At 46.4% G+C, this 26,381-nt stretch carries 18 protein-coding genes, 1 tRNA gene and 2 pseudogenes; 11 read left to right on the forward strand and 10 right to left on the reverse strand.

The window, feature by feature from the left end; translation table 11 throughout:
* Nucleotides 1-10: 10 nt before the first annotated feature.
* Both QVO99_RS03425 and fabD read right to left on the reverse strand, forming a co-directional pair.
* Nucleotides 11-2,173, reverse strand: a pseudogene (locus tag QVO99_RS03425) (alpha-amylase family glycosyl hydrolase).
* A 118-nt stretch (nt 2,174-2,291) separates the two neighbouring features.
* Nucleotides 2,292-3,179 (reverse strand): ACP S-malonyltransferase, encoded by an 888-nt coding sequence (fabD, locus tag QVO99_RS03430; protein WP_022316201.1) that lies wholly within the window; start codon nt 3,177-3,179, stop codon nt 2,292-2,294.
* A 471-nt stretch (nt 3,180-3,650) separates the two neighbouring features.
* Here fabD and QVO99_RS03435 point away from each other — a divergent pair, with 471 nt between their 5' ends.
* From QVO99_RS03435 to QVO99_RS03475, 9 genes are all read left to right on the forward strand, one after another.
* Nucleotides 3,651-4,289, forward strand: coding sequence for an HAD family hydrolase (locus QVO99_RS03435; RefSeq protein ID WP_022316202.1), 639 nt, complete (start codon nt 3,651-3,653; stop codon nt 4,287-4,289).
* A gap of 184 nt (nt 4,290-4,473) precedes the next feature.
* Nucleotides 4,474-5,250: a hypothetical protein gene (locus tag QVO99_RS03440; RefSeq protein WP_022316203.1), complete on the forward strand. Its 777-nt coding sequence runs from the start codon at nt 4,474-4,476 to the stop codon at nt 5,248-5,250.
* 219 nt (nt 5,251-5,469) lie between these two features.
* Nucleotides 5,470-6,837, forward strand: a complete 1,368-nt coding sequence (ffh, locus tag QVO99_RS03445) for a signal recognition particle protein (protein WP_022316204.1) — start codon at nt 5,470-5,472, stop codon at nt 6,835-6,837.
* 50 nt (nt 6,838-6,887) lie between these two features.
* Nucleotides 6,888-7,766, forward strand: coding sequence for a bifunctional methylenetetrahydrofolate dehydrogenase/methenyltetrahydrofolate cyclohydrolase FolD (gene folD, locus QVO99_RS03450; protein ID WP_022316205.1), 879 nt, complete (start codon nt 6,888-6,890; stop codon nt 7,764-7,766).
* A 30-nt stretch (nt 7,767-7,796) separates the two neighbouring features.
* The gene (locus tag QVO99_RS03455) at nt 7,797-7,976 is read left to right on the forward strand and encodes a tetratricopeptide repeat protein (protein WP_022316206.1); all 180 of its coding nucleotides are present in this window, start codon (nt 7,797-7,799) and stop codon (nt 7,974-7,976) included.
* Between the two features lie 148 nt (nt 7,977-8,124).
* Nucleotides 8,125-8,358: a 4Fe-4S dicluster domain-containing protein gene (locus tag QVO99_RS03460; RefSeq protein WP_022316207.1), complete on the forward strand. Its 234-nt coding sequence runs from the start codon at nt 8,125-8,127 to the stop codon at nt 8,356-8,358.
* Between the two features lie 3 nt (nt 8,359-8,361).
* Nucleotides 8,362-9,462 (forward strand): 3-methyl-2-oxobutanoate dehydrogenase subunit VorB, encoded by a 1,101-nt coding sequence (locus tag QVO99_RS03465; protein ID WP_042517202.1) that lies wholly within the window; start codon nt 8,362-8,364, stop codon nt 9,460-9,462.
* A gap of 19 nt (nt 9,463-9,481) precedes the next feature.
* A complete protein-coding gene (locus QVO99_RS03470) occupies nt 9,482-10,249 on the forward strand; it encodes a thiamine pyrophosphate-dependent enzyme (protein ID WP_022316209.1) in 768 nt (255 codons plus the stop codon).
* Complete coding sequence (locus QVO99_RS03475; RefSeq protein WP_022316210.1) at nt 10,246-10,788, forward strand: 2-oxoacid:acceptor oxidoreductase family protein; 543 nt, start codon at nt 10,246-10,248, stop codon at nt 10,786-10,788. The genes QVO99_RS03470 and QVO99_RS03475 overlap by 4 nt, the downstream gene beginning before the upstream one ends.
* 113 nt (nt 10,789-10,901) lie before the next feature.
* Here the strand turns inward: QVO99_RS03475 and QVO99_RS03480 are convergent, their stop codons facing one another.
* From QVO99_RS03480 to QVO99_RS03505, 6 genes are all read right to left on the reverse strand, one after another.
* Complete coding sequence (locus QVO99_RS03480) at nt 10,902-14,069, reverse strand: efflux RND transporter permease subunit (RefSeq protein WP_288176932.1); 3,168 nt, start codon at nt 14,067-14,069, stop codon at nt 10,902-10,904.
* Between the two features lie 18 nt (nt 14,070-14,087).
* Complete coding sequence (locus tag QVO99_RS03485; protein ID WP_022316212.1) at nt 14,088-15,146, reverse strand: efflux RND transporter periplasmic adaptor subunit; 1,059 nt, start codon at nt 15,144-15,146, stop codon at nt 14,088-14,090.
* Between the two features lie 245 nt (nt 15,147-15,391).
* Nucleotides 15,392-15,465, reverse strand: a tRNA-Arg gene (locus tag QVO99_RS03490).
* Between the two features lie 98 nt (nt 15,466-15,563).
* A complete protein-coding gene (locus tag QVO99_RS03495) occupies nt 15,564-16,796 on the reverse strand; it encodes an MFS transporter (protein WP_022316213.1) in 1,233 nt (410 codons plus the stop codon).
* A 21-nt stretch (nt 16,797-16,817) separates the two neighbouring features.
* Nucleotides 16,818-17,639, reverse strand: coding sequence for a 3-methyl-2-oxobutanoate hydroxymethyltransferase (panB, locus tag QVO99_RS03500; RefSeq protein ID WP_022316214.1), 822 nt, complete (start codon nt 17,637-17,639; stop codon nt 16,818-16,820).
* A gap of 55 nt (nt 17,640-17,694) precedes the next feature.
* Entirely contained in the window at nt 17,695-18,351 is a 657-nt protein-coding gene (locus QVO99_RS03505; protein ID WP_022316215.1) for an HAD family hydrolase, read from the reverse strand.
* Between the two features lie 413 nt (nt 18,352-18,764).
* Here QVO99_RS03505 and QVO99_RS03510 point away from each other — a divergent pair, with 413 nt between their 5' ends.
* Both QVO99_RS03510 and buk read left to right on the forward strand, forming a co-directional pair.
* The gene (locus QVO99_RS03510; RefSeq protein WP_022316216.1) at nt 18,765-19,685 is read left to right on the forward strand and encodes a phosphate acyltransferase; all 921 of its coding nucleotides are present in this window, start codon (nt 18,765-18,767) and stop codon (nt 19,683-19,685) included.
* Between the two features lie 33 nt (nt 19,686-19,718).
* Nucleotides 19,719-20,819 (forward strand): butyrate kinase, encoded by a 1,101-nt coding sequence (gene buk / locus QVO99_RS03515; protein ID WP_022316217.1) that lies wholly within the window; start codon nt 19,719-19,721, stop codon nt 20,817-20,819.
* A 435-nt stretch (nt 20,820-21,254) separates the two neighbouring features.
* Here the strand turns inward: buk and QVO99_RS03520 are convergent, their stop codons facing one another.
* Together QVO99_RS03520 and QVO99_RS03525 are read right to left on the reverse strand one after the other, a co-directional pair.
* A complete protein-coding gene (locus tag QVO99_RS03520; RefSeq protein WP_022316218.1) occupies nt 21,255-25,265 on the reverse strand; it encodes an AlbA family DNA-binding domain-containing protein in 4,011 nt (1,336 codons plus the stop codon).
* 301 nt (nt 25,266-25,566) lie between these two features.
* Nucleotides 25,567-26,381: pseudogene (locus QVO99_RS03525) on the reverse strand (tyrosine-type recombinase/integrase); the annotation flags it as partial.

Consider the following 26,381-nt stretch of genomic DNA (forward strand, 5'->3'; position numbering starts at 1 on the left):
CCGCCAATCCTTATTCTGCCACAATCTTGAATCTTACTCTGAACGAATGCTTCATCTCGTCCCAGTTGGTGCCGAGCAGCACGAACTTTCCTATTTGTGCAGTAGAACGCACATGCTTTCCGATACAAGGACATGCGTCGTAGTCGCCGATGCGCACGATACGCAGGGTTTCCGATGCGTCGTCGGGCAGTCTGTCAAGCTGCACATCGTCGGGAACATGGTCTCTGTCCACATATTCGAAAGTCACTGGCAGATCTTCGGCTATCAGCTCGTTCATCCTGCGTTCTATTTCCTTTTCCTCGTTGCGGTCGGGCTTGTGGTCAAGGATATAACTGATTTTGCTTTTCTTTCGCTCTATATGAGCGTTTCGTGATCGTTCACATCCGAACATCCTCATCATCGTCTGGTTGAGAAGATGTTCGGCGGTATGAGCCGGCGGAAACTCCTCTTTGTTGTGTGTATTCAGTTCGTAGTCCATAGATTATTATTGTTTGATTCTTTTTGATATCTTTATCACTCTGCCGCTCCATGCCTCCACTGAAAGATTCAGTGGGTCGGTGTCAGAAAGGGTGATGGTGATTTTCTCTCCGTTCAGCAGGTCGGTTCCTTCCATTATTCCTTGCTTCAGGTTGAGATAGTTGAAGGCGTGTTGCGGAATGTTTATCTTGCAGTCGCTGTTCTCGTCGCTGAAGTTGGCAAGTACTATCATCAAATCGTCTTCGTTGCTTCTTAAGAAAACGTATTGCCTGTCTGCATTGAAGTCTGCAGATGTTGGGTTTACATACATGAGGTCGAAGAACTTGCCTTCTGTTACGGCATTCTCGCTGGTCGCAATGTTTAGCACCTTCTTGTATGTGGCTTCGATTGATTTTTCCTCTTTTGTCAGTTGTCTTCTGCTTGAATATCCGTGTATCAGCGAGTCGACAGACCAGTAGTCGAATATTGTCGTTCTTCCGTCTCTTCCGCTGAATCCCTCTTCGTCCATTCCTCTCTCTCCATATTCCTGTCCGGCATAAAGCATGAACGGGTTGGTTCTCATAAGTGCGCTTGTCATAAGAGCCGGTATGCCTTTCCTGGCGTCGCCGGCAAAGAAGTCGCTTGCAATTCGCTGCTCGTCATGGTTTTCCAGGAAATAGAGCATGTGGTCAGCGATGTCGTCATTCGTTTGCCACTGTCTCGTGATATCAGTGGCGCTCCTGTGGCCGCATACCACGTCACGCAAGCTGTCATACATTCCCACCTTGTCGTAGAGATAGTCAAAACCGGCATTTATATATTCTCTGTATCTGCCGGGATTGTATACCTCGCCAATGAATTTCACGTTGTGATGTTTTTTTCTCACTTCCGTCGTGACCCATTGCCAGAAAGCTGACGGCACCATTTCAGCCATGTCGCATCTGAATGCGTCTACTCCTTTTCCTGCCCAGAATAGCAGTATGTCGAGCATCTTCTTCCAAGTGTCTGGAGTGGGGGAGAAGTGTGTGGATACTCCGCCGGCATCGCAGTAGTCCACGCCGTAGTTCAGCTTCACCGTCTCATACCAGTCGTTCCTGCCCGGTCTGTTTCCGAAGCAGTCGTTGCCTGTGGCTTTGGCTGGGAATTCCTCGTATGGTAGTTCTTCACCATGATAGAGATCGATGTCGGCTGCAAAACTTTGTTCCGGACAGTAGTAGAAATTGTTTTGCGGAGAGAATTGCATTCCTGTATTGTCGTTCTCGCCGAAGTCGGCAATGCCTTTTGGTTTTGCTGTCGATTTGTATTGTCGTGCCACGTGGTTGGGCACAAAGTCTATTATCATCTTCAAGCCGGCTTTGTGTGTGCGCTTTACGAGAGATTCGAATTCGTTCATTCGCTTTTCTACGTTAGTCGCCAGGTCTGGGTCTATGTCGTAATAGTCGGTTATGGCATATGGACTACCCGCATTTCCTTTCACCACAGCCGGATGTTGCCGTGGTATTCCGTATCGGGTATAGTCTGTTGTTGTGGCGTGTCGTATCACTCCTGTATACCATACGTGTGTGGCGCCGAGCTCCTTTATTCTGCGCAACACAGCTGGAGTGAATGCGTTGAGTTTACCGCATCCGTTGTCCGTCAGCGTACCGTTGTGTTTCCTTGTTGTATTCGTGTTTCCGAACAGTCTTGTGAAGATTTGGTAGATTATAGCTTTTTCCATAAGTTTTCCGTTTTATGCAAATTTACATATTATTTTCAAATTATCGCCAGAAGTAGGTACAAAAAAAGAGCCATAGGTGAAAAACCTATGACTCCTTATGCTGTTTAAGAGGTTGTACTTACTGTATTCCGTGAGCGGCTACAGTCTTGTCGATACGGCCGATCATACCCTGAAGAGCTTTGCCAGGACCACATTCTGTGAAGTCGTCTGCTCCGTCAGCGATCATGTTCTTTACACACTCTGTCCAGCGTACAGAGCTTGTGAGCTGTGCGATGAGGTTCTTCTTGATGTCGGTAGGGTCAGTATGAGGCTTGCCGTCAACGTTCTGGTATACCGGACACTTAGGAGCGTGGATTTCGGTCTTCTCGATAGCTGCCTCAAGTTCGTCCTTGGCTGGCTGCATGAGTGGAGAGTGGAAAGCACCACCCACCTTCAGCGGTAGGGCACGCTTTGCTCCGGCTGCCTTCAGTTTCTCGCATGCCTCGTTGATAGCCTCGATGTTTCCAGAGATAACGAGCTGGCCTGGGCAGTTGTAGTTTGCAGGCACTACCACGCAACCAGGCTTGCTTACTTCAGCACAGATTTCTTCGATCTTGTCATCGGCCAGACCTACGATTGCTGCCATTGTCGATGGAGCTGCCTCACATGCCTTCTGCATAGCCATGGCACGGGCGTAAACAAGTTTCAGACCATCTTCGAAGCTCAGTGCTCCAGCTGCTACGAGAGCAGAAAACTCTCCGAGAGAGTGACCTGCAACCATTGATGGCTGGAAAGCGTCGCCCATGCAGAGTGCGCTGATTACGCTGTGGAGGAATACTGCAGGCTGAGTAACCTTGGTCTGCTTCAGTTCCTCGTCTGTTCCGTTGAACATGATGTCGGTGATGCTATAACCGAGAATCTCGTTAGCCTTATCGAAAAGTTCTTTTGCCAATGGATTGTTTTCGTAGAGGTCCTTGCCCATACCTACGAACTGTGCTCCCTGTCCGGGAAATACAAATGCTTTCATTTTTATCTATATGTTTGTTTATAATTAAGCGCTGCAAAGTTACAAGTTTTTTGTCGGATAACAGGCATTTAGTAAACAAAAACGTGCATAATTAGTCTAAAATACCTTTTTCTTGGTAGATTATTGCTGGTTTAACTCGTTGGTGGAATTAATTTAGTGCACACATTAATCCTAATGTCGGTTTGTTATTAAATGGGCACGCTGCTTTCCCAACTGTGGTACGCTGCTTGTCCCGGATGGGCAGAATTGCTGTCAGACAAATGCCCAATAAGTTCATTTTGTAATTCCAACCATCATGTCGTACTTTTGTTTCATTCTTGTTATGGAGCGTATAATAATCATGCTTGTCTTTGTCGTTTCATATATTTGTAATACTTTTGCATCCTGCAATCATACCTTTGCCGGTACGTGTTCAGGTATATTTTAAAAGCTGGAAAGATATATTATAGCAATCATTAATTCATTATTAAAATGAGAGAATACAAGACCTACGTTTTTGATTTGGACGGTACGCTGCTAAATACCATCAATGATTTGGCGGCAAGTGTTAACTTCGCATTGAAAGAATATGGAATGTCGCAGCATACGGTTGATGAAGTGAGAAACTTCGTAGGTAATGGAGTGAAGAAACTTATGGAGCGGGCTGTTCCCGATGGACTCGACAACCCATTGTTCGAGGATGCTTATGCCACATTCAAAAAACATTACTTGGAGCATGGACTCGACACAACAAAGCCATATCCGGGTATCGTGGATCTTCTTCGCGAACTGAAAAAGAGAGGAAAGAATATTGCAGTGGTGAGCAATAAATTCTATGATGCCACAGGTGAACTCGTGCGGCATTTCTTTGGAGAATATGTTAAGGTGGCAATCGGTGAGAGGGAGAATATAAGAAAGAAGCCAGCTCCGGACACCGTGCTCGAAGCCTTCCGTCTGCTTGGTGTAGACAAAGAGGAAGCTGTATATATAGGTGACAGTGATGTTGATGTGAACACAGCAAAAAATGTCGGCATTCCATGCATCAGTGTTTTGTGGGGATTCCGTGACAAAGAATTCTTGATAGAGAATGGGGCTACGACATTTGTGGAAACTCCGCAGGAAATATTGTAGTTTCTCATTGACTTGTATTTGTCAACTGGTAGGCATTCTCTTCTTGGGCGATTCCTCTTGTGCGATTTGAGTGGCCGTCCGGCTTGACTTCAAATTTCTTTCAGTTCATCTACTTATATATAATAAAGGTGAAAAAAGTTTTAGTCATTTGGTGGAAAGACGATAATAGATTACTTTTGTCTGTATGAAAAAAATATTGTTTCTGATATTTTCCGCTATCCTTGCCTTGCCTTCGATAGTAATGGCTCAGGAGAATCTTGATGATATGAAGCAGGTGAAACCTAAGGATGTTTTGCAGGCAGATTCATTGGCAAGTCTTGAGATGAACAAAGACTGTATTGTCCCTCCATCGGTAGGGCCGCAGCCATACGCTCGCACAGAATATCTCGATAGAGGCAGACAGAATGCGGATACGTTGAATTTGCCGACTCTCAATATGAAAGGACAAGTGCCGCTCATGACTTATCCTTATGATGGGTGGTGGGGGGTCAACAACTGGACTCTCCATAAAGGTCTCAACGTGAATCTCGGTGCTTCCGTATTCGCAGCCTTTGGCAAAGGAGCCCCCAAGGGAGCAGGCTTCGCACAGGATTTGTCTATGATGTATGCTCTGCCGTTGACCAAACGGCTCACTCTTGCCATTGGCGGATGGGTGAGCAATGCATATTGGGCACACGACAGGTTTACAGATGCCGGTGTCAGCGCAGTTCTCGGATATAAATTTGATGAGCACTGGGAGGCATATGTCTATGGCAGAAAAAGCCTTGTAAACAAACCAATCCCATATCGCTTTTGTACGATGGACGACCTCGGTGACCGTATAGGCGCTGCCGTGAAGTATAATTTCAGTCCGAGTTTCAGCGTTCAGGTGTCTGTTTCTATGGGACAACGGGACTACAGAAATCCATATGGTGGAATGTTCGGTTCAGAACCGGATATGGGATTTGGAGGCATGAGGTGATTTGACTTGTAGTGTGTAGTTTACATTTTAGTGGATTTCACGTGTTTAATCGCAATTTTGTAAATGTGGCAAGGCCTGATTTCCTTTGCTAAAGCATTTTTTATAGTCAAAGTGTTTAAAATATTTTAAATACATCCTCTGTTCCTTTTGTTTCTAAACCATATTTCTTATATTTGCAAAAGAAAATTAAAAGAAGAACGAAATATTATATAGAAATTTATGTTTGAGAATCTAAGTGACAGACTTGAGCGTTCCTTCAAGATACTGAAAGGAGAGGGAAAGATTACAGAGATTAACGTTGCAGAAACGCTCAAAGATGTACGTAGGGCATTGACGGAAGCGGATGTCAATTATAAGGTTGCCAAGACTTTTGTTGACACCGTAAAGAAGAAGGCGATGGGTATGAATGTGCTCACTGCCGTAAAACCAGGACAACTTATGGTGAAGCTCGTTCACGACGAGCTCGCTGAACTTATGGGTGGTGATGCTGCCGAGCTGAAGCTTCAGGGCAGACCGTCTATCATCCTGATGTCTGGTCTTCAAGGTTCCGGTAAGACGACTTTCAGTGGAAAGCTTGCCAATATGCTCAAGAAGAAACAACACAAGAATCCGTTGCTCGTGGCGTGCGACGTTTATCGTCCTGCCGCTATTCAGCAGCTCAAGGTCGTTGCAGAGCAGATCGGTGTTCCTGTGTATTCAGAAGATGGAAACAAGAATGTCGTAGAGATTGCCAACAATGCCATAAAGGAGGCTAAGGCAAAGAGCTACGATGTCGTTATTATAGATACCGCCGGTCGTCTCGCCGTTGATGAAGAGATGATGGACGAGATAGAAAGACTGAAGAATGCCGTCAATCCCGACGAGACACTCTTCGTTGTTGACTCCATGACCGGTCAGGATGCCGTGAATACGGCAAAGACATTCAATGACCGTCTTGATTTTGACGGTGTCGTTCTGACAAAGCTCGATGGTGATACACGCGGTGGTGCGGCATTGAGTATCAGAACGGTTGTGACAAAGCCTATCAAGTTTGTCGGAACTGGTGAGAAGATGGAAGCAATCGATGTTTTCCATCCGTCACGTATGGCTGACCGTATTCTCGGAATGGGAGATATCGTCAGCTTGGTTGAGCGTGCTCAAGAGCAGTTTGATGAAGAGGAGGCAAAACGTCTGCAGAAGAAGATTCAGAAAAACAAGTTCGACTTCAACGATTTCCTCGGACAGATTCAGCAGATCAAGAAGATGGGTAATCTGAAAGACTTGGCTTCGATGATTCCGGGTGTGGGAAAAGCAATCAAGGATGTGGACATCGACGACAATGCTTTCAAGGGTATCGAGGCGATAATCCTCAGTATGACTCCAAAGGAGCGCACTAATCCGGAACTCCTCAATACGAGTCGCCGCCAGCGCATCGCCAAGGGATCCGGTACGAATATCCAGGACGTGAACCGTCTGATAAAGCAGTTCGACCAGACTCGCAAGATGATGAAGATGGTGACTGGCTCGAAGATGACACAGATGATGAACGCCATGAAGCACATGAAGGGCGGAATGCCAGGAATGCCGGGTGGTATGCCTAAGATGTGATAGGCAGGAGTTTTAATTAAGAAATTACAAAACTTACATATAAACAAGATATGCAGTTGATTGACGGAAAGGCTACAGCGGCGAAAATCAAGGAAGAGATTGCCGCTGAAGTGAAAGATATAATGGCAAAGGGAGGTAAACAGCCTCATCTTGCCGCTATTCTCGTGGGTCACGATGGCGGTAGCGAGACGTATGTAAAGAACAAGGTTCTCGCTTGTGAAGCTTGCGGATTCAAAAGTTCACTGATACGTTTCGAAGAGAATGTGAGCGAGGAGGAACTCCTTGATACAGTGAAGAAACTGAATGACGATGCTGATGTTGACGGTTTTATCGTTCAGCTCCCGCTCCCCAAGCATATTGATGAGCAGAAGGTAATCGAGGCTATCGACTATAGAAAAGATGTTGACGGATTCCATCCAGTCAATGTGGGTAGAATGGCGATAGGTCTGCCTTGCTTCATCTCAGCCACACCGCTCGGCATACTGACATTGCTTCAGCGTTATAATATCGAGACGTCTGGCAAGAAATGTGTTGTTCTCGGCAGAAGCAACATCGTAGGCAAGCCTATGGCACAGTTGATGATGCAGAAGCAGTATGGTGACTCCACGGTGACTGTATGTCACAGCCATTCCAAGACTCTCAAGGAGGAATGTCGCGAGGCTGACATCATAATTGCAGCCATCGGCAGACCGGACTTCGTTACTGCTGATATGGTGAAGGAGGGTGCCGTAGTAATCGATGTCGGTACCACACGTGTGCCGGACGCTACACGCAAGAGCGGATTCCGTCTTAATGGAGACGTGAAGTTCGATGAGGTCTCTCCAAAATGCTCTTTCATCACTCCTGTTCCTGGCGGAGTAGGACCGATGACTATCTGCTCGCTCATGAAAAACACTTTGGCGGCAGGTAAGAAGGAGTATTACAAATGATAATAAGACAGAACAAAATAATTCAATATCATGACGGCAGAAGAATTTTACATGGAAGGAAGGGAGTTTCAGCGTGCTGGAAACTGGCAGGAGGCTATCCGCTGCTATAATGAAGCGATAGCTCTAGATGCAGAATGCGCTGCCGTTGAGGCCAAGAGGATGGTTATGGACATCCTCAACTTCTACAACAAGGATATGTACAACCCATAAACATGATGTGGGTTTGTGCATTTTCTTGTGACTGACGAAAGAAAAATTTAGACTAAAAGATTTTATAAGCTTAAGGCGATGGACATGAGGAGACGGGTTATCTCCTGTAGTCCTTAACTGTTACCCTTTAATTTAATTTAGAAAAGACATGGGCAAAATCAAAGGATCAATTGTAGTTAACACAGACCGCTGCAAAGGCTGCTCTCTGTGTGTTGTAGCTTGTCCTAAGGATGTCATCGCATTGTCTGACAAACATGTCAATGTGAACGGTTATCCTTATGCCGTGGCTGTACGCCCCGATGATTGTATCGGTTGTGCGTCGTGTGGTATCGTATGTCCTGATGGATGTATCAGTGTTTACAAAAAACGTATGGAGGATTAAGCAATGGCAGAAAAAGAAATTCTTTTAATGAAAGGAAATGAGGCTATCGCTCACGCAGCAATCCGTTGCGGATGTGATGCTTATTTCGGTTATCCTATCACACCTCAGAGTGAGGTGATCGAGACTCTTGCAGAGCTCAAGCCATGGGAGACAACTGGTATGGTAGTTCTCCAGGCTGAGAGTGAGGTGGCATCCATCAACATGGTTTATGGAGCGGCAGGTGCAGGTAAGAAGGTATTCACTTCTTCATCAAGCCCTGGTGTAGCCCTTATGCAGGAGGGAATCTCTTATATGGCAGGTGCTGAGCTTCCAGGTGTATTCATCAACGTGCAGCGTGGTGGTCCTGGTCTGGGAACTATCCAGCCTTCACAGAGTGACTATTTCCAGTCTACTCGTGGTGGTGGTAATGGTGACTATTATGTTATCGTTCTCGCTCCATCTTCAGTTCAGGAGATGGCAGACTTCATGGATCTCGCTTTCACACTTGCATTCAAGTATCGCATGCCAGCGATGATTCTTAGCGACGGTGTTATCGGTCAGATGATGGAGAAGGTGGTATTGCCACCAGTTAAGCCACGTCGTACCGAGGAGGAAATCAAGAAAGAATGTCCTTGGGCTACATTCGGTCGCACACCAGACCGTAAGCCAAACATCATCACTTCTCTTGAGTTGCAGCCAGAGGTCATGGAAATCCGTAACCAGAAGCTTCTCAAGAAGTATGAGCTGGTAAAGGAGAATGAGGTTAGATATGAGACTTCACAGTGTGAGGATGCTGACTATCTGTTTGTTGCATTCGGTAGTGCAGCCCGTATCTCAGAGAAGGCAATGGAGCTCGCTCGCGAGGCTGGCTTGAAGGTCGGACTCTTCCGTCCTATCACATTGTGGCCTTTCCCGGAGAAGCAGCTTGAGGCTCTTGCTAAGGGCAAGAAGGGTGTTCTCTCTGTTGAGATCAACGCCGGCCAGATGGTAGAGGATGTACGTCTCGCTACCCACGGCACTGTGCCAGTAGAGCATTTCGGCCGTCTTGGTGGTATCGTTCCAGATCCAGAGGAGATTGTAAACTCTCTGAAAGAGAATATCAAGAGCGGAAGATTTAATGGCTAATCTTTAATTTTGAAACAGCATGAAAGAAGATATAATTGCACCAGAGAATCTGGTATATGAAAAACCGTCGTTGATGAACGACACTCCTATGCACTACTGCCCAGGTTGCTCTCATGGAGTTGTTCATAAGCTCGTTGCAGAGGTTATCGAAGAGATGGGCATGCAGGACAAGGCTGTAGGTGTAAGCCCGGTAGGTTGCTCTGTATTCGCATATCGTTATATTGACATCGACTGGTCTGAGGCTGCTCACGGACGTGCTCCTGCAGTTGCTACTGGTATCAAGCGTTGCTGGCCAGACCGTCTCGTGTTCACATATCAGGGTGATGGTGACTTGGCTTGTATTGGTACAGCTGAGACAATCCACGCACTGAACCGTGGTGAGAACATCACTATCATCTTCATCAACAATGCCATTTATGGTATGACTGGTGGTCAGATGGCTCCTACTACATTGCTCGGACAGAAGACTGTAACTTGTCCTTATGGCCGTACACCGGAGCTTCACGGATACCCATTGAAGATGACAGAAATCGCTGCCACACTTCAGGGTACATGCTATGTTACACGCCAGAGCGTTGACACAGTAGCAGCTATCCGTTCAGCAAAGAAGGCTATCCGCAAGGCTTTCGAGGCTTCTATGCAGGGCAAGGGCTCAAGCCTCGTAGAGATTACAAGTACATGTAACAGTGGTTGGAAACTCTCTCCTGTAAAGGCAAACGAGTGGTTGCGTGAGAAAATGTTCGAATTCTATCCGAAAGGAGACCTTAAAAATACTATAGACGAATGAAAAAAGAAATAATCATATCAGGATTTGGTGGTCAGGGTGTTCTTTCCATGGGTAAGATCTTAGCTTACTCTGGTCTTATGGAAGACAAGGAAGTAACATGGATGCCAGCTTACGGACCAGAGCAGCGTGGTGGTACTGCCAACGTTACTGTAATCGTAAGCGATGAGCGTATTTCATCACCAGTGCTCAGCAAGTTTGACATTGCTATTGTACTCAACCAGCCATCACTCGACAAGTTCGAGTCTCGCGTTAAGCCAGGTGGTATCCTCATCTACGAGGGAAATGGTATCATCAGCCCCCCAACCCGCACCGACATTGACATCTATCGCATCGATGCTATGGACAAGGCTGCAGAGCTCAAGAATACCAAGGTGTTTAATATGATCGTACTTGGTGGTATGCTCAAGGTTTCTCCTGTGGTTAGTGAGAATGGTGTTGAGAAGGCTCTATTCAAGACTCTTCCTGAGCGTCACCACAAGTTGATTCCTCTGAACATGGAGGCTATCAAGATTGGTGGAGACATCATGCAGAAGCAGTAATATTTCAACTTCTTATATAACAAAATGGGGGTATGTCGTATTTGGCATACCCTCATTTTGTAGTATTTTGAGTTTGCTTGGCTTTTCGTCAAGTAATAATGCTTGTTTGGTTGCTATAGAATATTTGTTTTCTTCTTCCTTAAGCTATACTTTCCGTGCTTGTCAAACACGAGCCAGTATAGCACAGGCAGGATTGTGGCTATGAGAACCATCGAGATTAGTGTGCCGAAGAATATCACAGCACCCATTGGCGACCATAACGTGTTGTTTTCCAACATCATCGGCAATACGCCCACTGAGGCTGCTGCTGATGTGAGGAAGATAGGGCGCATGCGTCGCTCGCCGGCTTGGAAGGCGGCATCGCGTATTGACAGTCCCTTGTCGCGCCGGAGTTCCTCGGCATAGTCGAGCATGATGATACCGTTGCGCACAAGTATTCCCATCAGACTGACAACACCCAATACACATGTCAGGCTGACGTCATATCCCGTGATGAAGAGTCCTATGGCTGCTCCGAAGATGCAGAGCGACATTGAAGAGAGATTTACCAATGCCAGACTGATGCGTTTGAAATGGAAGAGGAGAATGAAGAATATCACCAGTATCGCAACCATCACTCCCGATATCACTTGCGGCATGGTTTCAGCATCTTTTTCCGACATACCTCCTACTTCCCATGTGAGATTCGGGTCGAGTGAGAGTCCGGCAACCTTTGTCTTCAGCTCTTCAGACAGCTTGTTGGCGTTATATCCTCGTAATGGTTCGCCCACGATAGATATTGTGCGGACACCATTACGGCGTATTATGCTGCCGTCATGCCAGTCAGGTGAAATCTTTGCCAACTGCCGTAGCGGTACGCTGGCTGTTCCACCCATTACGGGGATGTATTCATTTGCCAAATCACTGTCGTTTTCCGATTTCAGTACCATTTTCACCGGGTAATCGCCTTCCCAGAGAGTAGACGTCGGTAAACCGCTGCCGAAATGAATTGCCAGGTCAGCAGAGAGGATAGTCTTGTTCACACCCAGTCTGTTTGCCTCTATAGCATCCGGTGTAACCCTTATTCCAGGCTGCGGTTCCTCGTAATTTGTTCGTATCAGGTTTATCCCCTCCACCTCATGCATGCAGGCGGCAATCTGTTTGGCAGCCTTTTTCAGGTCGCTGATACTGTCGCCGCTCACTCTTATCTCGATGGGATAAGAAGCAGAATTATAGTCCATCTGCTTGAAGCGGATATAGCAATTCGGGAAATAGTTGGAATAATGGTCGGCATACTTGTTGAGCACCTCCTCCGTAGCATCATTGCTCACGGTATTTACAATGAACTGTGCGAAGTTTGGTCCGCCAATCTGTGGAGCGTATGTAGTGTGAAAACGTGGCGATCCTTGTCCGATAAACATCGTTACGGCAGTCACTTTAGGGTCTCGTTTCAGAATATTAGCCATGGAGTCGGCTATAATGGATGTCTTTTCAGCTGTCGTACCGTTGGGAAGATAGAATTCCACGGCAAACTGGTTGCGCTCTGCGATAGGCATCATTCGCTGTGGCAGTTTCACGAATATCATGGCTCCAGTGGCAACCAGAGCGGCTCCTATGACAAGCGTGGTGCGTGGAAAGGCAAAACAGCGGTCTAACAACCACGTATATCCCGTTTGCAGATAGTCAAGAGGTTTCTTCTTTGCGTCAGGTTTCGGTGTGCTGGATATGCCTTGGTGTATCACGATATATTGCAGATAAGGAGTCAGGAGCAGTGATACTGTCAGCGAAATGCTCAAGATGATGAACATCGCCCATGGGAACGACTGCACGAAATCGCCCATATCACCGTGCATGGTGAACAGAAACGGGAAAAAGGTCAGTGAGATGCTCAGTGTGGCAGATAGCACCGACATGAAGAATTCTCTCGGGGCTGCTATGGCAGCATGCCATCGAGACATGCCGTGTCCCAGTTTTTCCATGTAGTTGTCAATAATCACTACGGAGTCGTCTACTACCATTCCCAATGTCACTATGAGTGCTGCCAGTGTCACAGTGTTCAGTTCCATGCTGAAGAGATAGAAAATGCCGATTGACGAGAATATGGTAATTGGAATGCTGAGGGCAGAAACCTCAGCCACGCGTCTTGGCATCAGCAGGATGACCACAATGATGACCGAAATGACCGAGATGAGCAGTTCCTGCAGAAAGTTCATCACCGATTCGTTCACCACTTTGCTTTGGTCGGTGATGGTGGCGATATGCACATCCTTTGGCAAGGTCCCCTCAAACTCGTCCAATGCCTTGTAGACATCATTTCCCATCTTCACAATGTCGTTTCCTGGTCGCATCTCGATAGACAGGAGCACACATTTGTTGCCATTGCTCTTGATGTATTTCTCCTGTTTCGGGTATTCCCTCGTTATGCGTGCAATGTCTTTGAGCCTCACGATGTTGCCTTTCGGGTCGGAATATACAATCTGTTCCGCCACATCACGCTCGTTGTTGTAGGAGTCGGTGATATGGATAGGCAGAGTTAGATTGCCCATGTCCAGACTTCCGCTAATGGTGGTGAATCCCTGAAGCGCCAGTTCGTTGAGTATCTTGAAGGGTCCGATGCCATATTTCGACAGCTTGTTCTGGTCCAGATAAATGCTTATCTGTTCGTTCTGCAAACCGTATGTCCGGAGGTTGGATATGGCGTCGATGCGTCGGAGCCTGTCTTTCAGGTTGTCTATATAGGTGTTTAGTTCCCGGTAAGTCTTCTGTTTGCTTTCAATCGTTATGAGCAAAGCCGATGTCTCGGCAATATCGTCTACCGCCTGCAATGCGATTACTCCAGAAGGCAGTGAAGACTTGAATGCCTGCAGTCCATGTTTGAACTTGCTCCAGAAAGCATCTTTGTCTTCCACATAGTCGTTCAGTTCCATGAATGCAATCAGCATGCCGTCTTTGCTCTGTGTGTATGTCTTCTTTTTATTCACCTCTTTATATCCGAAGATGAAATTCTCCAGAGGTTTCGCCACCCGTTCTTCCACCTCTGCCGATGTGGCACCCGGATATACTGCTACGCATGCACCTTGGCGTACCGTGAACTGCGGCATCTCCTGCTTCGGCATCGTGGCGAGTCCCAGTATTCCAAGGAGCACGAGCATTCCCATAAGCAATATCACGATATTGTGGTTACACATCGCAGCCTCTATGAATGACCGTTTTATCACCCGGTTAGGTTTCCTCGTGAGGCGCGCTTTGATGTGTTCCCGAAGGGCAGTGTCCTTCTTCTTCGCCTTTTTGTCCATGTCCATGTTATTTCCTTTCCGTCATTATCTGTCCATACCCTTGCCGGTGTCCACTCTCATTCCCTCAGACACCTTCTGCTGGCCGTTTACTATAACTTGGTCGCCTGGTTTCAGTCCAGACAGGATTATAATTCCGTCCCCTTCGAAGTCGCCGGTCTCCACACGCTGTTGATGCGCCTTCCCGTTTACTACAGTCCAAACGAATCTAGAATTGTCCACATCCAGTTCTATGCTTTGTGGTGGCACGATGATATGCGCCTGTTCTTTTGTTGCGCCGCCCGTAACGTTGGCGTTGCACACCATGCCGGGGAGAAGACGCCCATGAGTGTTGGCGATACCCACTTTTATGTCATAAGTATGTGATATGGGATTGGCGTCGATGCCCTTTTCCGAAACCGTTCCATAGAATACAGCATTGTCAAGTGCAGCAACCGTCAGTTTCACCTTGTCGCCGATGCGTAGATGTGAAATCTCGCTTTCAGGAACAGAAACCTTCGCGTTTACCTGTTCCACATCAGCCAACTTCAGTACGGGTTGTCCTGGCAGGACGTACGTTCCCAAATCCGCATTCTTTGAGGCTATCACTCCGGCAAAAGGAGCCGTGAGCGTGGTGTGCGACAGTTGTTGGCGGGCTATGCTCTCTGCCGCTTTCGCCTGTTCCAGTTTGCTTTCAATATCCACCCATTGCAGTTCGGAAATCGTTCCTGCCTTATGCAGGGGCAGAAATCTCCTATATGCGTCTTCCGCCTGCTTCAGAGCAGTCATCGTACTTTTGTGAGCCTCCCTCACTGTGGTCGGGTTTATGGTGGCGAGCACTTGTCCTTTGCTCACCCTGTCTCCCTCATCCACTCTTATGGAAGTGATGTTGCCGGCAATCTCGAAACTTAGTGTTGACCCTATTTTTTCTTCTATAGTCCCGACATAATCTTTGGTTTCTCCAAGCGCCGTACTGCCCACGGTGATAGTCTCCGTTTTGATTGTCTTCTGCTCCTTCTTCTTCGCTTGTTTTGAGCATCCTGTCAGTAATAATCCGCCGATAATGAATGCCACAAGCCATCCTGTAACTGTATTTTTCCTTTTCATCTCAATGTCAAATTTATACCTCAAATAATTATATGATGTTCAATAATGCAAAGGTATGTCTTTTATGCGGAAGCAAAATGTCGTGCTGGGATAAAAAATGTAAAAAGGGAAACGAAAGACGTGGTTTCCGTCACCAAATCCGGCAGCAGTCCCCGATTTGGTTTTAATAATTATTGTGGAGATTATAAAGCAAAAAAAGAGGCATTTACTTTCGTAAACACCTCTTGATGAAATCTAATTCTTAGTGACTCCGACAGGATTCAAACCTGTAACCTTCTGATCCGTAGTCAGATGCTCTATTCAGTTGAGCTACGGAGCCATATTTCTGAATTGCGAGAGCAAAGGTAGGGATTTATTTTTAATCTGCAAAATATCCGTGGACTTTTTTTGAAAATCACTTGATTTTTGATTTCTATTTTACATATTCCGCTCTATCTTGTCAGAAATATACTTTTTTGTGATGAAGAAATATGACAATGCTGCAATAATGCTGCTTGTCAACAGGATGTAGTAAATATTGTCTGTTGTAAACTCGCAGACAGGGTTTTGTGGGGCTGCGGTCATCAAGCTTGTGAATAATCCGATGCTTATTCCCAATTCCAGAGTCAGGAAATATGTGCTCAAGGCAGAGCCGCGCTGACAATGGTCTGCTGTCTCGATGAAGCACGAATGATGTACAGACATCAGTATCGTTGCCGCCGCTCCTGATGCCACCATACAGATGAGATGCAGCAAGGGATTTACAGTCAATGCCCTTATTGCCAGAATCAGCGATGCCGCAAGCAGCGCATAGCCAATGGCCGGCAGCATTGTAGTGGTGTGGTTTCCGCCGCAGAGAGTGAATTTGCATTTCGTGGTCTGTGATTTGCGGAAGAAGATGATGTATATTGCCAATATTGCCAGCAGAATACCAGCCAATATGCCGGCAAACTCTTTCATTTGTCTTATGCAGATGATCACGGTTCCTATTACTATGCCGATGGCGATGTTCGGGATAATGATCGGCAGACTTGACACCACGAAGAAACGGTCGCATGACATTCTCTTCAGGGTTTCTTCCGGGGCCTTGAACGGGAACTTGATGCTCGACATTATATATATCGCTATGAAACAAGATGCCATGGCGGTATACAGCACATTCTGTATGTTGGATTCTATTACCATCAGCAGTCCGATTGACCCTCCGGCAGGAATTGCCGCCAGATGCGTCCATGCCATGATGGTGTTTGCTTTTGTGCGGTGGTCAGAGTCGCAGCAGTCTATTGTCAGCGTGCTGCTGAGAATCATCAGCGACAAACCGAAGAAAGCCCCCATCAACCCCCTTGTCGCGAGGAGGAAGACGGGACTTTCCTGTATTATTCCTTTGAGCAGGAATTCATCCATCAGATACGTCGTTGCCAGAATTGTCAGCGCCATACATGCCGTTGACAATATGCAGACTTTGTTGCGTCTGTATCTCTGGATGAGATATGAACAGAATAAGCCAAAGGCGAATACCGATACTCCCGGCATTCCCGTCCATGATGCTATCTGTGTCTGTGATAGTTCCAGGACAGAAGACAGAATCTCCGGCATTGTCGGAATCAGCATATACATTGCCGCGGCAATGAAAAATGTAGAAGTAGTCAGTTTCCAGAAGTCAGTATGCATTTGGCGTTGTTTTAGTTAATATCAATACGATTCCTCGCTGTTGGGGAAATCGCTGCTCTTCACGTCTCTTATGTAGTTGCCTATGGCGTCTGTCATGACGGTGTTGAGGTCGGCATATCTGCGCAGGAATTTAGGACTGAATCCCTTTGTCATTCCGAGCATATCGTCCACCACGAGAATCTGTCCGTCAGTTCCGTTTCCGGCTCCGATACCGATTGTAGGGATGGTCAGTTCCTTGCTCACCTTTGTGGCAAGACTTGCCGGCACCTTCTCGAATACCACAGAGAAGCATCCTGCTTCCTGGAGCAGCAAAGCGTCAGAAACGAGTTTCTCAGCCTCAGCCTCCTCTTTTGCGCGCACGGCATAAGTACCGAATTTGTTGATGCTCTGCGGAGTCAGTCCGAGATGTGCCATAACAGGGATGCCGGCATCCAATATACCCTTCACGGTATCAATGATTTCCACTCCGCCCTCAAGTTTCAGAGCGTCGCATCCGCTTTCCTTCATTATCTTGATGGCGTTTTTCACGCCCTCTTTTCTGTCCACCTGATAGCTTCCGAACGGCATGTCGCATACCACGAGAGCTCTTTTTACTGCTCTTGCCACGGCACTTGCGTGATAGATCATCTGGTCTATCGTAATAGGTAGGGTAGTGCTGTTGCCCACCATCACGTTAGAGGCAGAGTCGCCTATCAGAATACCGTCGATACCGGCACCGTCAACGATACCAGCTGTGGTAAAGTCGTATGACGTCAACATTGAGATTTTCTCTCCACGCTCCTTCATTTCGATGAAACGATGGGTCGTAACCTTTCGGTTGTCGCTTACTAAATAACCTGACATTTTCTTTTCTTGTTTTTTTATTTCTTTAATTGGTTTATACTCATTATTATGTTCATCAGGCATCTTGTCCCAATGATTTCATTATTCCTTCGTAACTCAAGCCTGTGTAGTCGTCAACAACGGTGTCTGAGTATGGTTCTATTGCCTCATGGGAGTTTGTCGTTGCAAATCCCACTACGAACATTTTTGCAGCCCTTCCTGATTTCAGTCCGTTGAAGCTGTCCTCCAGAACCACGCATTCGTCAGAAGTCAGTCCGAAACGCTCTGCGGCTTTCAGATAGCAGTCTGGCGACGGTTTGCTCTCGTCGAAGTCTTCTGAAGTGAGAATCTCGTCGAAATACCCCTTGAACTCCGGGTGCTTGGCATACACGTTCTTCATCTTCATCACGTTGGAACTTGTCACGACGGCAGTCTTTACGCCATTCTCGCGTATGTTCTTTACGAAATCCTCAAAGCCTCTGACATATTCAAACTGCATCTCGTCTTCAAACCTGTCGAGCCTTCTTGTTATCTCCTCCTGCACCGATGGGTCAGGGAAGTATTTGTCGTATATCTCCACAAGGGTCTGTCCCTTGATGAGCTTTTCCATCTCGTGGCTTCCTGGATAGTATTCCTTGAATTGGTTGCCCCAGAATATCGTGTATTGCGGTTCGGTGTCGAACACCACGCCGTCAAGGTCGAACAGGGCACCTCTGAACTGTCTTTTATTCATTATTTTTCGATTCATTTTTCTTATAAGTCTGCAAAAGTACTAAAAAATATATTAACACTTGAATTTTGTACGTATAAAATCGCTTTTGTAGGTTTTTCCTTAACTTCCAATGGTCATTGTGCCGTTAATTGCATCAGATTTCAATTGCTTGCAGTCATATTTTTGCCAGTCGTCTCTACCTTGTCTTTATTCCGGAAACAGTTAACTTTCATTTGTCAATCGAACTATAAATGAGTGTACTAAATAACACATCAGGTGCTGACTATTTGTAAATTGCGAAATATTGCCGTATGTTCCAAAATTCGCATTTATTATACATAAAGTCGGAAATCTGCACAAACGACAAAAAAATGTGTAGTTTGGCTTTGTTTCAAAAGTCCTTTGATGTATTTTTGCACAAAAAATGTAAGTTTATGCAGTTACTTAAAAATTTTAACACCTTAATTAATCGTTTGCAGTCATTGGAAAACAGAAAAAAAGTAGTACTTGTTTGCCCAAATGACTCACATACTGAATACGTGATTAACCGCGCCTTGGAAGAAGGTTTCGTTGATTTCACCCTCGTGCTTGGAGGTACGAGAGCACCGTTCATCGACCGCTTCCTTGCAGACTATCCTGATCATGTTACCGTTCATGAGACAGCCACACCTGACGATGCCGCAGCCTATGCCGTGAAGCTCGTTCACGATGGTGGAGCTGATGTTCTTATGAAGGGTACCCTCAATACCGACAATCTCCTGCGCGCTGTGCTCAACAAGGAATATGGTCTTCTGGAGAAGGGCCATGTGATGACACACGTGACAGTTGTAGAGATACCATCATACGACAAGCTTCTCGTTTTCTCAGATGCTGCCGTATGCCCACGTCCGACCGACGAGCAGTTCAAGGCTATCCTTGGTTATGTTCTTGGAGTTTGCCGCAGTCTCGGTGCCGAAAGCCCGAAGGTTGCCCTTATCCATTGCACAGAGAAGGTGAGCGAGAAGTTCCCACACACATTGAGCTATGAGTCAATGAAGGAGATGGCACGCAATGGCGAGTATGGCGACTGCTGTGTTGATGGTCCTATGGATGTCAAGACTGCCTGCGATTCAGACAGTGGTGCAATCAAGGGCATCAGCTCTCCTGTAGTAGGTAATGCCGACGCTCTGATTTTCCCGAACATCGAGTCCGGAAATGTGTTCTACAAGACTCTCACCTTGTTTGCCAAGGCAGAGACAGCCGGAATGCTTTGCGGAACAACCGCTCCTATCGTAGTGGCTTCAAGAGCCGACAGCGGAGAGTCTAAGTTCAACAGCCTTGCCCTTGCTTGTTTGGCAGACAAGGTTAACAAGTAATCAATATTACAAAACTATACAATATTAATCTTAATGAAAATACTTGCTATCAACCCAGGTTCCACTTCTACCAAGTTGGCTATTTATGAAGATGGAAAACAGGTTTGGGCCGGTGGTGCCCATCACGACCTCAATGAAATCGCTCATTTCCATCAGACGATAGATCAGTATGAGTATCGTAAGGAGTTCATCGTGAAGCGTCTGAAAGACGAGGGTATCGCTATGGATTTCGATGCTGTTATGGGTCGTGGCGGTCTGCTTTGCCCACTCAAGGGTGGAGTTTATGCTGTCAACGAGAAGATGAAGCACGACCTGCTTCATACCAAGCACGACCATGTGTGCAACCTCGGAGCTATCATCGCCGATGAGATTGCCAAGGAGTGTGGTTGTCCTGCTTTCATTGCAGACCCTGTTGTAGTAGACGAGTTCCAGTTGAAGGCCCGCGTTTCCGGTGTTCCTGGCATCAAGCGTGAGTCAATCTTCCATGCTCTCAACCAGAAGGCTGTAGCCCGCCGTTACGCCAAGTCTATTGGCAAGAAATACGAAGAGCTCAATCTTATCGTTGTCCACTTGGGAGGTGGTATCTCAGTAGGTGCCCATCGCAAGGGACTCGTGATTGATGTCAACAACGCCCTCAACGGTGAAGGTCCTATCTCTCCGGAGCGTGCCGGAACAGTTCCTTCAGAGGCTTTGGCTACTTTATGCTTCAGCGGCAAATATACCCTCAATGAAGTTAAGAAGATGCTCCATGGCAAGGCTGGTCTTGCAGCATATCTTGGTACATCAGATATGATTACCATCGAAGAGAAGGCTATTGAAGGCAAGGAGCCATACAAGACTCTCGTTGCAGCTATGGATTATACCGTGGCAAAGGAGATCGGAGCGATGTTCGTTGCCTTGAAGGGACAATGCGACGCCATTATCCTTACAGGTGGTATAGCATACAGCGATTATTGCGTTGCCGACATCAAGGAGCAGATAGAATATCTTTGTAAGGTAGTCGTTTTGCCGGGAGAGAACGAGATGGAGTCGTTGGCAGAGAATGCTTTCGGAGCATTGACCGGCGAACTTCCTGTTCTGACCTACACCGGCGTTTCTTGCGCAGAGGAGATTCCTGGTATGGCTGAGGCTTAACTGGAGTTTCTTTTCCGTAGATTTTTCATATATTCCGAAATCGGTAATTAAGGCTTGCCGGGATTCTGGTCCTGAGGATAATGCAAGGTTGATTATTTACAGATTTAGGATAAAAAAATAAAAACAGCTTTCTTCACAGAGAGCTGTTTTTTGATTCAATAGGTATTAGCTTCTAAGGTAAAAAGATTGTATTCAGGATAACTGTTGCAAATTTATAGCGTTTTTGGCTTGTAACAAAATAAATTTATATGTTACATAGCAGGTTTTTGCTGTTTCTTGCCGTTTTAACTTACTTTTTGTAAGCATTATGGATTTTCTTTGTCTTAGAGCCTGTCTGAGCCATGTGAAACATCGGTTTGATGCATGTCAAGATGAAAAACGCAACTCAAACGTTATTGCCTGAGTTGCGTTATTCATTGTCAGTTGAGATGAGGCTTATAATTCTATGCCTATCTTTCTCATTACTTCCTGCTCCTTCTGTCCGTAGCTGGTCAGAGCCTGGAAACCAAGAGAGCTGCGTTTCAGGTTGTGCAGGCGATGCAGTTCTTCGTGATACTCTTTGGCAATGATCTCACAGAAGAATATTTTGGAGAACCCAACGTCAGTAAGCGTGTTGCCGGCAGAAAGCATCTTTCCCTCTTCTATGTTTGAAACATCGTCAAGACGGAGGAACTGTTTCCCCTTGTCATCCTCGTATGCTGTAAGCAGAGCGTCATCCTTACGGGCAGGACAGATGAAGATTGGTTTGCTCTGTGCATACATCTTGTATGAACTGCCTCTGCTCTTGTCTGTCAGCTGGTCCATAGGAATCCTGTTCACCTTGCCGTCTTCATATACGACAATCAGACTGCCCTCAAGTTCATCGTCATGAATGGCGAGCGTCAGGATGCCGTCCTCCCATTCCACTTCGTCCAGCATGCACCAGTTTCCGATTGATTGTATGCGCAGATAGCAGGAAGTGTCAATGCCATAGCCGTCAACCCAGTTTTCTGTGATGTTGCTTCTCAGTTCACTTGTGCCGATTATGTCGTCAGGCAATGCCTTTGTCTTGATTTTGACCGTCTGCTCCTTCTTTTCCTCCTGCTCGGCAGTTTCCTGAACATCGTCTTCTTCTTCCGGTTCCGACACTCTTGTGTCGTATTGGGCGAAGTTTCGTTCTTTCATGATGTCTATCAGTTGCGACTGGTCGATGAGATGTGTTGAAGACCCTTCCCGCAGATAGAAATTGTTGTCGAGCCGCAAAGGAATCGGAGTCTTGCTTGCAGCCACCTTGATGGCATATATCCAGTGCTTGCCAGCCTCGGGATGCTCAATGACGACAGAGGCGTTTACCGAATCGCCGAGAGAAGTGCGAATCTGGTTTCTGACATAGAGGTCGAACTTGTCTTTGCTATCTTCAAAGAATTCCAGGTCGTCGGCAAGACCCTTGGCGGTGCCTGTGTCGTAGACACCGAGATAGAGGGTTCCACCGTATGCGTTTACCATGCCGCAGATCACCTTCATGATGTTGAACGTCTGTTGCTTGATATCCGCACGCATATTGTTGTTTGGAGGGAACACGATTGATGTCTTGAACTCTGTGGTCTGGTTTTCTTCTCCGAACGAGTAAATCTGCGGAAGTTCTACGTTCACGTTCAGAACGCCCCTTATCTTGTTTATGATAGCCTTCTGGTGCTCCTGCAGTCCAAAGCCTTCCGCCATGTTGTATGACAGCATCAGACGCGAGAGTTTGCTGAGAATGTTGTCAGGTTCGTTGTCGTTCACCATGCTCCACAGATACGGGTTCTTGTCTTGCTGTCCGAAGCAGTTCACGATTCTCATTTCCGAGAGGCGCTGCTTGAGGATAGGGAATTTTTCAACGATGTCGCCGTAGTCATTGCCCAGTGCTTCAAGTTCCTCGTCGTTTATCTTGCCATTCTCGCCATAGTCTTCCAGTATGCTGAGGAAGTGCTGCCTTTGTTCCAGATATTGCATCATCGCCTTGTCGTCGATCATCTTTGACAGGATGTGGGCTATCGACAGGAACGCATAGGCACGGATATTGTCGGTTTCCAACACCGCCTTATGGTCGAAGATGTTGATGATTTCTTTCATGTAGTCCAGTTCGAAGATGTCTTCAGATGCCGCCATCGCTTCTTCTTCCAGTTCTTCCTCAGTTTCCTCGTATAGCTCATCCTTGTACTCATGAAGCACGCTTTCTGCTGCCTCTTTGATGACAACCGCCTTTTCTCCAATACCGGTTATTTCTCCCTGTATTGCGTTTGGACGGGAAGCGTCAGTCACACGAACACTTACCGTGTCGCCGATGTTTAACTGGGCGAACTCATCAGAGGGATGTATGAAGATGCCATAGCCGTATTCTGTAACACCACAGAAGATATCATTCTTTGGATCGTAGTAGAATATGGTGCAGTCGGACTCTTCGCCGAAACTAACCTGATCTTTGATTAGCCCGTCAATGAATGACACGGCGTCAAACATATAGGTGCGCACCTCGTCGTTTGGGCTGCCAACGGAATTCACCCTTGCCTTGAACAGGATAGGCTTGCCGTCGATGTAGAAAGAATCGATGTCCAGTTGTGGGTCGTAATGGAACAGACCTATAGAGCCTCCTTTCTGGTATGTGTCAATCCAGCCCTCGCCCTCATATTGGTCATCCTCAATTCTGCAGTAAAACCTGTTTTGGTGGTACTCGTCCTTCCAGAGCACTCTGATGGTGACAGTTGTGCCCACCTCTGGGGCAATCTTGCGTTGGGGGTGTATGGATGGCGTCTTCTTCTCCTCAAAAAGGGCGTTTTCAACTTTCTTCCAATAGTCTTTCCACATTCTTACCTTTGCCTTCTTTCCGATAGAGTATTTTCCGGGTTGGTCAAGGAATATCTGCAGGTTGAACCATCCTGGGAAATCCTGCGGGAGTATGTTCTTCTCTTTTGAGGCAGAAGAAGACCTCGCTATTGTTATGCTGTCGGCACTTACGGTGAAGCGCACGTTGTGAGCCTCGTATGAGCGTGTGAGGAAGGTAGTGCTGCTTTCCTTGGTTGCCGCCATCTGGTATGCCAGAAGTTCCGTCTGTCTGAAATCCCTGCCCCATGAGAAGTCTTTCATCTTGTCTTCAGACACCACAAGGGTGGTGAATGCCCTGTCTGCAAGTTGTTCGGCGAGGTTGTGGGTGTGGTCGTTGTCGCCAAGCACATTTCTGCTCCTTGTGAATGACAGATAGTGGAACAGCAGCGAACGGTATAATGCCACGTTTATGTCCTTGCCGTTGGTCATCAGGAGCAGATAGCATATAGAACGCACCATGCGGCTCAGCAGCAAGTTGTTCTGCTCGTTGTCGATTACTGCCTCGCGGTTTGTCTTCTCCATATTAGACATGACATAGAACTGAAGGAAGCTGGAGAAGGCATCGTTGAATGATGCCGTTTTCCATTCTTTTGCCTTTTCTGCGAGCAGGTCAAGGATGGCGTCGATCTTCTCTTCCAGAAGTTCCGGTTGGAGTGAGAACATGGCAATCAGCAGCCGCATCCTTTTGTGTGGGTGGTAAATATATCCTGAATTGCGGATTTTCCTGAGTATCAGGTCTGTCTCTTCGCTGCATTTCTTTTCGCCGATAAACGAAAGGCATTCAAGATAAGTTTCAGACATCGTCACCCTGTCGGCAATCCATGTCTGGAAATTTTCCCTGTCCGACTCGTTGAACTGATGCAGATAATCGGAATCTTCAAGCAGATAAAGGCAAATTCTGTGGTAGCATGAGAGTAGAATTTCTTTGTTTTTATTTGAAAGGTTCGGCCATTGTTCCACTTCCACGATGGCTGTTATCGCCTTTATCACCCATTCCGGATTGCCTTGTTCATAATATTCCCTTGCCTCTTCAAATCCGGGATTGGTCGCAAAACTGTACAGGATAAACCTTTGATACCTTTCTTCGATGCCGCTTTTCCTCAGCAGTTCCTTGGGGCTTATGCAGTTTACGATAACGTCCTTTTTCGTGTTTTCAAGTATCAGAATCATCTTGTTCAGGCTTGGCCTTGACACCATACATCTGATTTTCTGGTTTGGCACTAAGAATGTGTTCTTTTCACATTTTATTCTGAAGGGCACACCATTGTAATCCCTTATGTCATAATACCTGAACTCGTTATTCGGATTATAGGCTTCCTTGTTTACAATGAATGGGTAAACCTTTCCAGATATATAAATGTCTTCGAACATCCGGGCGAAGTTTTGCACGAATACGATGTTGTCGCCGTGTATGTCTTTAACCATACATGGCAATTCCTCCATTTGCAATACTTTTTTGTCGGATTTCTGGAAATCGAACATTCGGATTGCATACTCCCTGTTGTTGGCGTTTACGATGAAGAAAGTGTTGTTGCCTTCTTCCCTTAAGGCTTTGATGGGCAGCGTGTAGAATTTGCCCTTTTGAAATGTCTGAACTGTCATTGTTGTTTGATTTAATGGTTATTGCTTATTATTGAAATTTTAGGTTGTGCTCCAATCTCGATGAAGCTAAAATCCGCTTTCCTTGTCTCGGGATTTGGGACAATGCAAATTTACGGATTTTATCATTAACTTGGTTCGGTTGTGGAAGAAAAAATACGGATGAGGTCTTGCCGTGTTTCCTTTAAGCGGTCATTTCAATTGTTTATTTTGTTGCATCATACATAGACAAGTAAGCGGAGGATGGGGTGATGTGGAGTCACCTCATCCTTTTGCCTTTTATTGCCTATGCTATTTTTCTTCCCTATTTTCCCAAAGACTTGAACATCTTGGTGATGCACTTTTTCTTCTGTTCCATGTTTGGGTGAACATAGAGATTAAGGGTTGTTGTGATGTTGGCATGACCGAGCAGTACGCTTACGGTCTTGTAGTCGCAGTTGCTTTCAATGCAGCGTGTGGCAAAGCTGTGGCGCAGTCCGTGATACTTTAGTCGAGGAATGTCAAGATGCGCCATCAACCGATGATAATAGTTGCGATAGGTGCGAGGTTCGGTTGGTTTCTCCTCATTGGTCAGCACATAGAAGTCTGTGTTTACCACCTTTTTCAGAGGTTTCACCATCGCCAGCAGTTCCTTGTTCATCGGTATCTCACGGCATGAGTTCTTGGTCTTGGGTGTGTTGATGACCAACTCCGTGTGCTTGCGTTCGCCCTCCACAATGTAGATGCGTTCAATGGTGCGGTTCACGGTAATTGTGCCGTTGTCGGTGTTAATGTCTGACCATTTCAGACCGCAAATCTCTCCGATACGCAAGCCTGTGGTCAGACTGATATAGATACCAAGGTTGCGGAATGTGAAGTTCTATTTGATGAAATCGAGGATCTTTTTGTGGTGTGCCACCGTCAGCACCTCTATTTCCTTGTTGGTCTCTGTCGTGGGGTACTTGATGTCCCACTCACAATAGTTCATCCATTCGTTCTTTACTCCGAACTTCATCACCATTTTTAGGACAATCAAGATGTCCTTCACCGTTTTGATGCTGAGTCCGCCATTGAGTTTCTGCAAAACGAACTCCTGCACAAGTTTCTCACTCAGAGCATCACAATCACCAAATGATGGCA

The sequence above is a fragment of the Prevotella sp. CAG:592 genome, from assembly GCF_000436015.1.
Classification (GTDB): domain Bacteria; phylum Bacteroidota; class Bacteroidia; order Bacteroidales; family Bacteroidaceae; genus Prevotella; species Prevotella pectinovora.